This is a genomic window from Solibacillus sp. FSL R7-0682, from assembly GCF_038005985.1.
Classification (GTDB): Bacteria; Bacillota; Bacilli; order Bacillales_A; family Planococcaceae; genus Solibacillus.
The window spans coordinates 338,070-351,251 of the sequence record NZ_JBBOUI010000001.1; the positions used below are offsets into that span (position 1 = coordinate 338,070).

A 13,182-nucleotide genomic window follows, 5' to 3' on the forward strand; every position below is an offset into this window, starting at 1 on the left:
TTCGATTTGCAATTTATAAATTATTCGTGCTCAACATTAGTTGGGGCATACGGGCCTACTCTAAGAGTGCCAGAGAAGAAAGAGTAATTTACATTATCAACACCAAAACCGCGATTGTAAATATACCCTGAGTATGTTTTACCATTTCGATTTACAGTTACCCACATAGACTGAGTAGTTGTATATGGAACTTCTTTAGAGTACCAAATTGTATCTGATGCTACAGAAATGTTCGGTGTTAAACTTTCAGTGGCTTGAACAGTTGGAAAAGTTGATGTTACACCAAGAGAGAGGGCGGCTACTAAACTTAAAATTAATACTTTAAACTTATTCATCGTTATTCCTCCTATTTTATAGCATAGTAACAAGCTGTTTTTAGAATAAATTGGCCAATGATTATTCTGGCATTATTATTCCATAGTATTATTTTTATGTCAAATATTACTATTTTAATAAATGTTAGTTTTAAAAAAGATATTTTAATAATTATCGTTAGTTTATAAACAACATTTTAAAAGAGGATGAAATAACTCGGTTAGATTCGACTAGTTTTATATAGACATTGCATCACGTTCAACACTCACGGCATTTAGAGGTTGGAACATATGCTAACATTTTGCTTACGTAATCATATGAAAAACGGTTCATTATCATTATAGATTTTAGAAATTTCTATTCATTATTAAACTTTTTATTAGCAATCCAATAATGGGTAGTAAAGAGAGTTACCATAATCCAAACAAGCGTGATTAATCCATTGCTTATTACGTTTGTGCTTATTAATCCTACAGTGAGAGTTTCCATTGCATGTTGACTCATACTAGCTGGATTTATTAGATCAATTAGGGGATTCAAACCAACGACTAATCTGCAACTTATTAGAAAAACAATTGAAATTAATGCAATTACGCCCTGACTTTTGAAAATAGCACTAATCATTGTTGTAAAGGAAACGATAAAAAGAACCCACATAAGATAAAATACGAATCCAATAATCATATGTGAAAAAGGAACTTTAGAAAAAAGAAAATTTACGTATAAGTAAGAAGTAAAATAGCCAATAGTTACACTAAAAACAGCTAGTAAAAAATGTGAAATTATTTTTCCAACTATATAAGAAGTAATGCCAACGGGTCTAGTTAAAATAAAGGCTAGCATACCGTTCGCTTTATCTGTTTGAATAATCCCCATCATAGAAATGACAACAATCATAATTCCAAGCTGATCAAATTGTGATGCTAACGTACTTGCTAAAACTACACCTCCTTCAGGTGCTGTCAGACTCGGATCAATGGTAATTCCTTGACCACCACCCAATGCTTCTAGAATAGAGGGTAAATAATAATTCACTACTGGCTGAGTAGCCCCAAGAAACATAAAAGCAATAGGTAACCAAATCATTCTAAAATCCCGGGTCATTTGAACAAATTCCTTCATAATCAAAACCGTTAACTTTTTCATTTCTGCACCACCAATTTTAAAAAGATGTCTTCCAACGTATCGTTATTCATTTCAAATTTAATAATATCCACATTATGTTCGAGTGCATTTTTAAGCAACTTACTTTTATTTGTTTCAATGTTTTCAACTTTTAGCTTGATTTTAAATCCAACAACTTCTACTTCTTTCACATATGGCAACTTTTTTACAAGGTCGATCCAGCCTTCATCCTTCGCAGTAATTTCAACAATTAACTTATTTTCACTATTATGATTTAGAAAATTGGTAATCGTAGTATCTTCAATTTTTGTACCATCTTTTATGATGACAAATCTTTTACAGATTTCCTCTGCATCGCTTAATATATGGGTGGATAATAAGATGGTTGTATCATTTTTTATTTCTTTAATTAGGTTCAGTACTTCTCTTCGACCAACTGGATCTAATGCGGATACCGGTTCATCCATGATAATAAGTGAAGGTTTATGTAATAATGCCTGTGCAATGCCGAGTCGTTGTTTCATTCCACCAGAAAATGTCCCAACTTTAGAATTCCCCTCGTTTTTTATTCCTACCTTATCCAAAATTTCTGGTATTAAGTTTACTAATAGATCTTTTTTTAATCCTGAAAGCTTTCCCATAAACATAAGAGTTTCTTTCGCAGTCATCCAATGGAAAAAGTTGGGGTACTGTGGTAAGTAACCAATTTCACCTTTCATTTTTGATATTTTCTTCCCATTCAGCAAAATTTCACCTGTATTTGGATTAATAATATCTGAAATCATTTTTATTAAAGTAGATTTACCAGCTCCGTTTGGTCCAATTAAACCAACACATTCTCCCATTTGAAGTTCCATCGAAAAGTTATTAACGGCAGTCTTTTCTTTAAATGTTTTTGATACATTTTTAATTTCTAATTTCAAGATTTTTCACTATCCTTTCGACCCAAAATAAAGTATAAAATCGGTCCAAATGTATTAACAAATAGAACAATTAGCGTCCAGACAACGACATTTTTTCTCGTTTTTCTATGTCTGTATAAATCGATTAATGCAATTAGAACTAAAAGCGCACCTAAAACAATAATTGGCAAAATAATAGGCAGAATCGCCATTATATCAATATTTAAAATATCATTTATCCCATAATGTAATTGCACTTTCGTTACCTCCGTTTTCATTATCGTTATTGATAATGATAATGAAAACGGGAGGAAATTGCAATCATTATTCTTATTATCTATAATGAGAATTAAATTAAATCAAAAATAAGGTGATATTGTGAGTAATAAAGTTGAAATTTTAATGCATCCAGTAAGAATAAAAATTTGCCAAGCATTACTAAGAAATAAAGAAGAGGGACTTACACCACTAGAGATGGTAAAAATTCTTAAAGATGTGCCCCAAGCGACTTTGTATAGACACATACAAGTTATGGTTGATTCTGGGATTGTAAGCGTAGTAAGTGAAAAAAAGGTGAAATCAGTTTCTGAAAAATATTACGCACTAAATGAAGATGAGATAAGAATAGACGGAGAAGAATGGGGGAGAGTTTCTATTGAGGAAAAGCTAGATTATATTTCTTATTATCAATTATTACTAATGACGCAATATCAAAGTTATCTTGAAAACTTAGAACAACAAAACGGAAAAGAGGATCGTTCAACTTTTTCTGTAGTGGATTTAAAAATAGATGAGGAACAGTTCAGGCAATTTCAAAATGAATTAAATGAATTAATGATTAAATATTATCATACCAAGAGCAATGAAAAAGATGCTCCAGTTAGAACTATCGCTATTACAATTATTCCGGAAAACTAAAAGACAAGTAGTTGCATTTCCGGATGAAATGATGAATTATACGACCTCGATGTTTGTAAATTTTGTTTGCATTAAATTTTCGCTATCAAAACAAAACCGTTATCCATTCAGGGAGCGAATCCTGAGGATAACGGTTTTATTGTTGTTGAATAAAAATTGGAAGATTTGAGCGAACAGCTATGTTTATATTATGTTACACAACTAAAGGGCAGCTTTCATCACTTGCCCACTCATTCATTGAGCCGTCATAAACGGCAACCTTTTCTTGACCAAGCTTATTTAATAATAAGGCATTCCATGTTGCTGCGATACCGCCACCGCAATAGGTAATGACGGTTTTATCAGGTTCAAGAGCGCCGATTGCATCGAACGTTTTATATAAAGTCTCATCGTCAAATAAAAGACGCGTTGAATTATCGGAGTGACTGCCGAAAAATACATTTTTACTTGATGGAATATGTCCTTTTCGAGGGTACGTATTTGTTTCTCCCTTAAAATCAGCAGGGGAAAGACTATTTATTAAGACAACTTCATCTCGATTGATGGCAACACGAACTTGCTCTTTTGTGACGATTAATTCCGTGCGACGAATACCTGTAAACTTTCCACGCGGATATGTCGTTACTTCGGAAGTTGTTGGACGACCTTCTTGCTTCCATTTTACTAACCCGCCATCTAGTACAGCGACGTTGTCAAAGCCTTCATATTTTAATTGCCAACGAAGGCGAGACGCCCAATAAGAAGCAATTACATCAGCGTTGGCTAACGCGCCACGGTCATAGATGACAACATACGTATCTTCTGAAAGACCAAGTTTTTCACTTTCCTCTACAAATTGCTCTCGGCTTGGAAGTGTAAAAGGAAGCGCTGCATTTTGGTCCGAGAAAGAGCCTAAAATATTGGCAAACACAGCACCAGGGATATGTTCCTCTAAATAGGCCTTTTCCCCAGACCATATACCTGGTCGATCGTCCCCGTCAGGAATACTTAAAAATGTAGTTGCGTCTAAAAGGCGTAGCTTAGGATCACCTAACCTTTCAGCAAGCCAAGCACTATCGACTATTAACGGAACATTACTCAATTTAAAACCCTCCATTTCTTTTAAAGTGTATTTGTTTACTTGGTTTTATTGTAGAATATGTGTTCAATAATTTCAAATAAAATTAATAGAAAATTTAAATTATTTTATAAATATCCATGGCACATAATCATTTTCTAAAGATTACTAAAATAAATGCCTTTGTAAAAATAATTTAAAGGCCAATATAATACAATTTTAATATACTGAATTATTCAATTAATACTTATTGTTTCACGTGGAATGTTATTTTTAAATAATTTATTACCTACGATGAAATTTTATATACTTTCCATTTTTGAGATTATTTTGTTTTTTACTTATGAATAACTTATAATATGAACTAGTTTCATAATTAAGGGGGATTTGGATGAAAAAGTTAAGCATTTTTGTGGCATTATTACTAGTTTTACAATTAGTAATCCCATTTTCAACAATTGTTCAAGCCGAAGAAGTTGAGGAGACATTTTATTATTTAGCATTAGGTGATTCTCTTGCAGCTGGGGTAAATGAAAACAGTGAGGTAGGCCTTGGCTATGCAGACTATATAACAAAAGCCTTCCTTGAAGAAAGTGATCTAATTCATTTTAATAAGGGATTCGCATATCCAGGTTATACAACAGTTGATGTCTTAAAGGATATTCAAACCAATGTGACAAAGCCAGTTTATGATTTAAATGGTTTATCGCAATCAACAGCTACAATTCGTGAGGCAATTCAACAAGCAGACCTTATTACATTAAGTATTGGCGCAAATGATATATTGAAAAATGTAAAACGTAGTGAATCAGGTGAACTTACATTTGATACAGCGAATGTATTAAAGAGCGTTCAGGAGATCACAACGAACTATGATAAAATCTTCACTGAGATTTATACGATAAATCCAGAAGTAGATATTCTTGTGATGGGGCTATATAATCCATTCCCACATATAAAAGATTTAGCAGTTCAAGCTCAGCTCAACACATTAGTGACAACAATTAATAATGCAATAAAAAATGTAGTTGAAGGGCATGAAGGTATCTTCTCAGATGTTGCCGAGGTCGTTGCAAGTGATACGGCAGCGTATTTGCCAAATCCACAAAATATTCATTTAAGTGCAGCTGGGTATGAAGAAGTTGCAAATAATATGATGGCAGATTATTTTCTAACATATTTTGAGGACATTGAAGATATTTTAGAGGATATATTAACAGAACAAGAGGACTACTTCACGGATCTTTCAGATCACTGGGGTAAAAATTATATTCATATTGCCTATGAAAGCGGCATTGTAAAAGGTTATGAAGATGGTACTTTTAAGCCGAATGTCAATATGACAAGAGTGCAAGTGTTATCAGTTATTTCTCGCGCTTTCGAATTAACAGCGACAAAGCAAGCACCATTTAAAGACATTAGTAATTACGACTCACAAACGCAAACTGAAATAGCAGCAGCTTTTGAGGCAGGACTTGTGAACGAGAATGGTGGTTACTTTAATCCAAAAGAAGAAATTACACGAGCACAGCTAGCATTAATGTTAATGCGTCTTTCCAATCATTTAGTCGGAGAGGAATATGTGCCAACTGCTATCGCTCCATTTAAAGATATTGTAAAACTTAATAAGGAAACTCAAGTTGCCATTACGTACTTATACGACTATGGAATTGCAGAGGGAACAAGTGCTACAACTTTCTCACCATTTAATAAAGTAACGCGCGCACAATTAGCGAAAATTATCGTAACCGCACTTTCTGAAGAGTAATTAAAATGAGCGATAGATGGACGGGGATCCATGCTATCGCTCATTTTTGTCGACGAGAATAAATTATTTTTTCAAGTCGATGTAAGAAAGAACAGCATCTTACGCTAGCACTGCACAAGATGCGTCTTTCAAATATATCATTGCAAAAACGGGGATTTTTGCAAGGGGACACAAGATTATTCTTTCCACTTTAGGCCTTCAAAGAAACGATAAATTTCTTCAAATACTAATTCACGCTCTTTACCTAATGTTAATATATGACCAGAATTAATAAATGTTTTTACGGATTTGATACGAGAGTTTACGGAACTATAAATTAAGTCAGCACTTTCACAGTAATATTCATCATCTTCTAATCCGCGTAAAATATGGACTGGAGTTTGAATAACATTTAATTTTTCACTTGTTTCGTTAATCATATTTTGCAAATAATTTAACGAAGGCATTTTTACTAGCTCAGCAATTTTATCTCGAGTATCTGTCGTTTCATCATAAGTGCCAGCTAATTTTTTATAATTAATAGCATAATCCACAATACGATTTTGCAAGCTAGCAGTTGATTTTGACATGGCAGGAGCAGACATTGTAACAATCGCTTTTGTTGGACGTTCTTCGCCAAGCTTTAAAGAGAAGATACCGCCAAGCGATACACCAGCTACCGCAATTTCTTCATAACCACGGCTTTTCAATACATCATAGCCTTCAATAACACTATCCCACCATTCAGTCGGATTAGATTGAATTAATAAATCAGGACCACCGCCATGGCCTTTATATAAAGGTGCATGAACAGTATAGTTGCGATCAGATAAATATTTTCCTAAACGTTTTACATCATTTGTGTTACCGGTAAATCCGTGAAGTAATAATACAGCACGTTTACGAGCTTCAGCTTCAATTGTAAAAGGTTTCGGCGCGATGAGTTTCATTGTCTTTTAGACCCCTTTGTGAAGTTAATTATGTCAATTTTATAAATTTTTATGAAAAACTCTTGAAATTTAAAATGGATTTTGATATGAATTCTAGTTGCTACCGACTATTATAAAAGGTATAAATATATAAGTACAATTTATTATTTCTATTGTTTTGATTCCAAAAAGTTATTAATGATGTGAGGTATGCAAAATGGAGATTGAACAGCTTCAATATTTCAAAACCGTTGCTACAATGCAACATATGACACGAGCCGCGGAAATTTTATCGATTTCCCAACCTGCGTTAAGTAAGTCCATTTCAAACATTGAGCAAGAATTAGGTGTGCCCTTATTTGACCGAGAAGGACGTTCGATTTATTTAAACCGCTTTGGACAACTTTTTTTACAAAGTGTGAATATTATTTTAGATGAGTATGAGCGGATAAAGGAAGAGTTTGAAGATATTATTAAACCCGGATCTGGAGAAGTATCCTTTGGCTTTATTCATACACTTGGGATGGAGATTGTACCGGAATTAATTGCCGCAACGACAGAGCGCTTTCCAAATATGCAATTTTCATTAACGCAAGCTACATCATTAAATTTATTGAAACGTTTAGAAGAAGGGGCAATCGATTTATGTTTATCGCAAAAAATCGAATCAAAAGTCATTGAAATTGAAACAGAAGAGCTTTTTGTTGAAGAGCTTTTTTTAATTGTTCCGACAACACATCCACTTGCTCATCGAGAAACAATCAAGTTAGAGGATGTAAAGGACGAGCCGTTTATTGCCATAAAAAAGGGGAACTCATTACGTCAATTAGTTGATGAATTTTTCTTAAGTGAAGGGATAAAATTAAATACGACATTTGCGGCCGAAGAAATGCATACTGTGGCTGGATTTGTTGGCGCAGGTATGGGGATATCATTGATTCCAAATATTAAAGGACTAGATCATTATAATGTAAAGCGCTTAAAGGTAGATCCACCTTGCTATCGCTCTGTAGGTGTATCCTGGGCGAAAAATCGATATTTGCCTCCAGCAGCAACAGAGTTTAAGCAATATTTACTTGATTATTTTCAAAAAAAAATTGAAGAGTTTAAAAGAAGGTGATGAATTGGATAAACAACAATTTGAAAAGTTCATTGATAATAGATCACCGGAGAATGCTTCGTATTGGAAACAGCAATATACACAGGCCAATAATAATGAAGTAGAAGCAATGATAAAAATTGCTTTATTGTATAAGGAACAATCCTATTATAAAGAAATGTATCATTTGCTTATACGAGCTATAGAAATCCACGATGATGCAGATGCACTATACGAATTAGCGAATTGCTATTTTGAAGAGCTTGATAATAGAGGGAGTGTCGAGCTAGCCTTCCATTTTTATGAGCGTGCAGCCCTGAAAAAACATCCAGATGCTATCAATAATTTAGCGGATATGTATTTGAATGGCGAAGGGACAGTGGTTAATGAAGAGGTAGCGCTTATGTGGTTTACAAAAGCTGCCGAAATAGGCGTAGTAGAAGCAATGTATACACTCGGTATTATGTATGAGCAAGGATTAGGAACAGAAGAAAATCCGAAACAGGCGCTCCAATATTATTGCAAAGCCGCAGCGGGGGGATATCTTGATGCAGTTTACCGAATAGGTATGATTCATTTTTCAGGAGAGCTCGATCAGCCACAAAATGAGAAGGAAGCTGTGAAATGGTTTTTAAAGGGAGCGGAAGGATTTCACGTGGATGCAATTTATAATATGGCATACTGTTATGAAAATGGTTATGGGGTAAAGCAAAGTTTGGAACAAGCAATTCGCTATTATAAACAGGCTAGTTTATTGGGTGATGTGCAATCAACTGAAAAGCTAGTAGAATTATATGAAATGATTGATGCAAACGAAGCAACAAAGTGGCGTAAGAAGGCGTCTGAGCAATTGAAACAGGAATAATGTAATGCGTGAGCAAGTTTTAAATGTATGGATTGCAGGAATGATATTCGTAAATCGAATGTAAGGGGAGATTCTATGTTTATGCTAGCAGTACCGCATGTATCTTCAAATTTAAAAGAAGGCAATTTGGGGATGCTTCATCAAATATTACTTGAGCAACAAGAAGATTTAACAATGCTTTGTACAATTGTTGAGTATTTAAAAGGGGAGTTACAAACGGGTATCGATAACCAAGAAGTTCGTAAATACAATGAAAAAGTGACTACAGTTTGTACACGACAAACAAAACGCTATGAGGAAATTGATAACCGGATTAATACAACAATAATTCTTAATAAAAAAGGACGAGCAACGGACGATAAAATACTGATATACGGAAGAGAAGTCAGGAAGTTGGAGTCAGGGTTGCGTACATTAAGACTATTTGTAAGTGATGCCATTACAATGTTAGATAAAAATCATCTCACGGAAAATCGTAGTGAAGAGCGTATTCGATATTTTGAAAAGCGTTCTGTATCATTGCAAGTAGAAATGATTACATTGAATAAACAGCTTTCATTATTATGAGGACGATTTAAGTAATTTTTCTAACTCAAACTGAAAAATTACTTTTTAATTTACTTATTTTGTAATTTTAACTATAATTGTTTCAAGAAATTTAATAGTATAATTTTCCAATTTTAAGCACGTGATATCTTCAATTATACTAGAAGTCCGTTTTATAAATAGCATTATAATATTAATAAATAACTAATACATCGTGAGGTGAAATAGGGCAAAAGAATAAAATATTTCCATTTTTATTACTATTTTGTTTCATTTCATAAGAACCTTATTTATAATAGGAATGTTAATTAAATGACATATTTAACAATTACAATAGAAAAGTTATATCCGATAAAATGGTGTAATGGCATTTTAAAGGGTAATTTTTTGCTAGATGAATAGTATGTATCACGGTAAAGTGTCTAAACAACGAGCTCGGTAATGTTTCTTTTAAACAATCTTCAAATGTAAAAAAGAAAGAAGAGCAATTTTAATAAGGCGAGGTAGAAGATGTTTTTTAAGAAGAAAGATGAGAATTCCCATGCGACATCTATCCAACAAGTAAATGTGAAGTTAGAGTATACCGAAAATTCTCCCATAGCTAAACAACTTGAAATGTTGGACTTAACAGAAGGAGATTTAAAATATTTAAAAATATTTAAGCCCTATATTGATGAAAATATTGAACATATTGTAGATACCTTTTATCGCAATTTAGGGATGGAATCTAGCTTAGTTCAAATTATTAATGATAATAGCTCTATTGATCGCTTGAAAGTTACGTTAAATAGGCATATTTGTGAAATGTTCAGTGGTACTATCAATGACGAATATTTTTTGAAACGTAAAAAAATTGCACAAGTACATGTACGAATAGGGTTGAAAACCAAATGGTATATTGGTGCATTCCAAAGTTTGTTAGTCGAATTTATCCGTTTAGTGAAAATAAACATTGATAATGATGAACAACGTTTTCGGACATTAGAAGCCATTTCAAAAATATTGAATTTCGAACAGCAAGTCGTGTTAGAGGAATATGAAGCTGTCGTAGAGAGAATGCAACAACGTTTAGAGGAAGAACGACGCAATGTAGGTAATTCTATTATTGAATCATCCTCAAATTTAGCGGCAATATCTGAGCAAACAAATGCTTCGTTTCACCAACTATCGACGCAAGCAGATGTTATGGTTTCCTATACTAAAAGAGCTATTGACCTTTCAACAATTGCTACAGATCAAGCTCATCATGGTAAAGTTCAAATTCAACATCAATCGATGAGTATGGATGCTATACATGATGCGGTTGGCTCGATTTCTTTGGAAATTGAAAAGTTAGCGGAAATTTCAAAAGAGATGGAGCAAACGATGGGTATTGTTACGAATATTGCCAACCAAACGAACCTTTTAGCATTAAATGCAGCGATTGAAGCGGCACGTGCAGGCGAAGCGGGTAAAGGTTTTGGTGTTGTAGCGGGTGAAGTTCGAAAGCTTTCGGAGCAAACAAAAGATTCTACGATAAATGTGGAAGAACTATTACAAAATACAAATATTCGTACAACAAGATTATTAGAGTCCTTAAAAGAAATTAAAGTTGCGGTTCAAGCTGGTGAAGAAAGTATGAAAGGCACAGAAGCGCAGTTTTCTGCAATCGTGGAATCATTGAAGGAAACAAAAATTCAAAGCAATCTTGTAGAGCAAGAAGTGGGGTTAATTGGCTCAGTTATTACTGAACTAGGAGCTGCCTTTGATGAAGTAACAATTGCAGCGGATAATTTAGCAACAATTTCGCAAGACTTACAAGATAATGAGAAGTTTAATGGATTAGGGTGAGTTTTCCCCTAATCTTTTTTTCGTTTAAAATTTGTAATATCCATCAGTCCAAAATGAATTCAAAAAAGATTATACTGGAGAAAGAAACATGAACGGATTGGAGAAGGTATATATGAAAACAGTGGTCGTAGTTGGTGGAGGGATTACAGGTCTTTGTACAATGCATTATTTAAAAAAGCAATTAGAGGAAACAAATAATAAAGCACGGTTAATATTAATTGAAAAAAATGAGTACTTAGGAGGGAAAATTCACTCCCAACAGGCAAGTGGCTTTATTATGGAAACGGGTGCAGACTCGATAGTTGCAAGGCACCCAGGTGTAATAGAGCTAGTAAAGGAGCTCGATTTCGAATCGCAGCTTGTTTATAACGAAACAGGCATCTCTTATATTCATACTAATAATGAGCTACATGCTATTCCGGAGGGTTCGACATTTGGGATACCAATGAGCGTGGATTCCCTCATGTCTAGTACGCTCGTTTCTGAAGAAGGGAAGCAACGAGCACTGCAAGATTTAATGTTACCTAACACTAGCTTCACGAAAGAAAGCTCGATTGGTTCTTTTTTGGCGCATTTCTTAGGAGAAGAGCTAGTTCATAATCAAATTGCACCTGTGCTTGCGGGTGTTTACTCCGGGGATTTATATCAGCTGAGCTTAGCCTCTACGTTGCCTTATTTAGTTGATTATAAAAATGAATATGGCTCAATCATTAAAGGCTTTGAAGCGAATCGTGCACAATTCGATAAGGCAGCCAATAAAAAGTTTATCTCCTTCCAAAAAGGCTTGTCAGCTATTATTGATCGATTAGAGGAACTATTACCAGAAGTTGAATTCAAAAAAAATACGGCAACAAAACAGATTCGCAAGTTAGACGTAGGCTATGAAGTCATACTTCAAGATGAAACAATCGTGGCAGATGTTGTTGTATTAGCAGTGCCAAATGAAACGGTGCGTCATGTGTTAAAGGATGAACAGCTTGATGTACAGCTACAAAAATTTACAACTGCTTCTGCTTTGACTATGTATGTAGGCTTTGATGTACCGGATTCTGTTTTACCAGCAGATGGGACGGGTTTTATTGTTTCACACAATAGTGAATTAGTATGTAATGCATCAACATGGACAAGCCGTAAATGGAAGCATACGTCCGCACAAGGCAATTTACTTGTTCGATTATTTTATAAAAATAATAATGTGCGTTATGAGGAGTTAGCGGCGATGTCAGATGAAGAGCTAACGAAGGTCGCGCTTGAGGACATTCGTTTAAGCTTGGGAATTGAAGAAGAGCCAACAATCGTCAACATAACGAAGTGGATCGATCAAATGCCGCGTTATGATTTAGCTCATAATGAAGCATTAAACGTAGTAGTAAAAGATTTAGAAGTACGTTATCCTAATTTATTGTTAGCAGGCTGCTCATATTTCGGAGTAGGAATTGGGGCATGTATTCAAAACGGTAAAAAGACAGGACAGGAAATTGCTACGCTTCTATAGGATTGACTAGAAGATTCACTTTACCCCGCGTAAACGGGCAGTAAAATTAAGAACTGCCCGTAAAAGCCCGATTGGTGAAGCTAACTAGTCGTGGGAAAGGTCGTCCACGACTAGAAGATTCACTTTACCCCGCTAAAGGGTATTGACGTTTTTCGTTTATAACGGTATGATTCTTTTAATTATTTAAAAAATTCATAAAAATTCTTATCAAGAGAAGTCGAGGGACTGGCCCTAAGAAACTTCAGCAACCAACTTATGTCAGGTGCTAAATCCAGATGGCTTTTGCCAAAAGATGAGAAGGAATGACAGCAGACATTGTGTAACCTTCTTTTATTTTTAAAGAAGGTTTTTTTA

Annotated in this window: 13 protein-coding genes and 1 riboswitch; of the genes, 7 read left to right on the plus strand and 6 right to left on the minus strand. The window is 34.3% G+C overall.

The genetic code is table 11. The features are described 5' to 3' along the window. Positions 1–20: 20 nt before the first annotated feature. From MKZ17_RS01765 to MKZ17_RS01780, 4 genes are all read right to left on the minus strand, one after another. Entirely contained in the window at positions 21–335 is a 315-nt protein-coding gene (locus MKZ17_RS01765) for a hypothetical protein (RefSeq protein ID WP_340722099.1), read from the minus strand. Positions 336–672: 337 nt separating this feature from the next. After that, positions 673–1,461, minus strand: coding sequence for an ABC transporter permease (locus tag MKZ17_RS01770; protein WP_340722100.1), 789 nt, complete (start codon positions 1,459–1,461; stop codon positions 673–675). After that, a complete protein-coding gene (locus tag MKZ17_RS01775; protein ID WP_340722101.1) occupies positions 1,458–2,363 on the minus strand; it encodes an ABC transporter ATP-binding protein in 906 nt (301 codons plus the stop codon). The genes MKZ17_RS01770 and MKZ17_RS01775 overlap by 4 nt, the downstream gene beginning before the upstream one ends. Beyond that, positions 2,360–2,599, minus strand: a complete 240-nt coding sequence (locus MKZ17_RS01780; protein WP_340722102.1) for a PLD nuclease N-terminal domain-containing protein — start codon at positions 2,597–2,599, stop codon at positions 2,360–2,362. The genes MKZ17_RS01775 and MKZ17_RS01780 overlap by 4 nt, the downstream gene beginning before the upstream one ends. 121 nt (positions 2,600–2,720) lie before the next feature. On the opposite strand from MKZ17_RS01780, the gene MKZ17_RS01785 reads away from it, so the two are divergent. Then, positions 2,721–3,260, plus strand: coding sequence for a transcriptional regulator (locus MKZ17_RS01785; RefSeq protein WP_340722103.1), 540 nt, complete (start codon positions 2,721–2,723; stop codon positions 3,258–3,260). Between the two features lie 193 nt (positions 3,261–3,453). Here the strand turns inward: MKZ17_RS01785 and MKZ17_RS01790 are convergent, their stop codons facing one another. Beyond that, complete coding sequence (locus MKZ17_RS01790; RefSeq protein ID WP_340722104.1) at positions 3,454–4,341, minus strand: sulfurtransferase; 888 nt, start codon at positions 4,339–4,341, stop codon at positions 3,454–3,456. 367 nt (positions 4,342–4,708) lie between these two features. On the opposite strand from MKZ17_RS01790, the gene MKZ17_RS01795 reads away from it, so the two are divergent. After that, entirely contained in the window at positions 4,709–6,085 is a 1,377-nt protein-coding gene (locus MKZ17_RS01795; protein ID WP_340722105.1) for an S-layer homology domain-containing protein, read from the plus strand. Positions 6,086–6,261: 176 nt separating this feature from the next. Here MKZ17_RS01795 and MKZ17_RS01800 read toward each other — a convergent pair whose 3' ends face one another. Next, the gene (locus MKZ17_RS01800; protein ID WP_340722106.1) at positions 6,262–7,014 is read right to left on the minus strand and encodes an alpha/beta hydrolase; all 753 of its coding nucleotides are present in this window, start codon (positions 7,012–7,014) and stop codon (positions 6,262–6,264) included. Positions 7,015–7,210: 196 nt separating this feature from the next. Here MKZ17_RS01800 and MKZ17_RS01805 point away from each other — a divergent pair, with 196 nt between their 5' ends. From MKZ17_RS01805 to hemG, 5 genes are all read left to right on the plus strand, one after another. Continuing rightward, positions 7,211–8,113, plus strand: coding sequence for a LysR family transcriptional regulator (locus MKZ17_RS01805; protein WP_340722107.1), 903 nt, complete (start codon positions 7,211–7,213; stop codon positions 8,111–8,113). Between the two features lie 4 nt (positions 8,114–8,117). Further along, positions 8,118–8,957, plus strand: a complete 840-nt coding sequence (locus MKZ17_RS01810) for a tetratricopeptide repeat protein (RefSeq protein ID WP_340722108.1) — start codon at positions 8,118–8,120, stop codon at positions 8,955–8,957. Positions 8,958–9,032: 75 nt separating this feature from the next. Further along, positions 9,033–9,524 carry a chemotaxis protein gene (locus tag MKZ17_RS01815; protein WP_340722109.1) on the plus strand — a complete coding sequence of 164 codons (492 nt, stop codon included), beginning with the start codon at positions 9,033–9,035 and terminating at the stop codon, positions 9,522–9,524. A gap of 489 nt (positions 9,525–10,013) precedes the next feature. Beyond that, positions 10,014–11,333: a globin-coupled sensor protein gene (locus tag MKZ17_RS01820; RefSeq protein WP_340722110.1), complete on the plus strand. Its 1,320-nt coding sequence runs from the start codon at positions 10,014–10,016 to the stop codon at positions 11,331–11,333. 112 nt (positions 11,334–11,445) lie between these two features. After that, positions 11,446–12,828 carry a protoporphyrinogen oxidase gene (hemG, locus tag MKZ17_RS01825; RefSeq protein WP_340725484.1) on the plus strand — a complete coding sequence of 461 codons (1,383 nt, stop codon included), beginning with the start codon at positions 11,446–11,448 and terminating at the stop codon, positions 12,826–12,828. Positions 12,829–13,029: 201 nt separating this feature from the next. Continuing rightward, a riboswitch (SAM riboswitch) is annotated at positions 13,030–13,127 on the plus strand. The last annotated feature ends 55 nt before the right edge of the window (positions 13,128–13,182 follow it).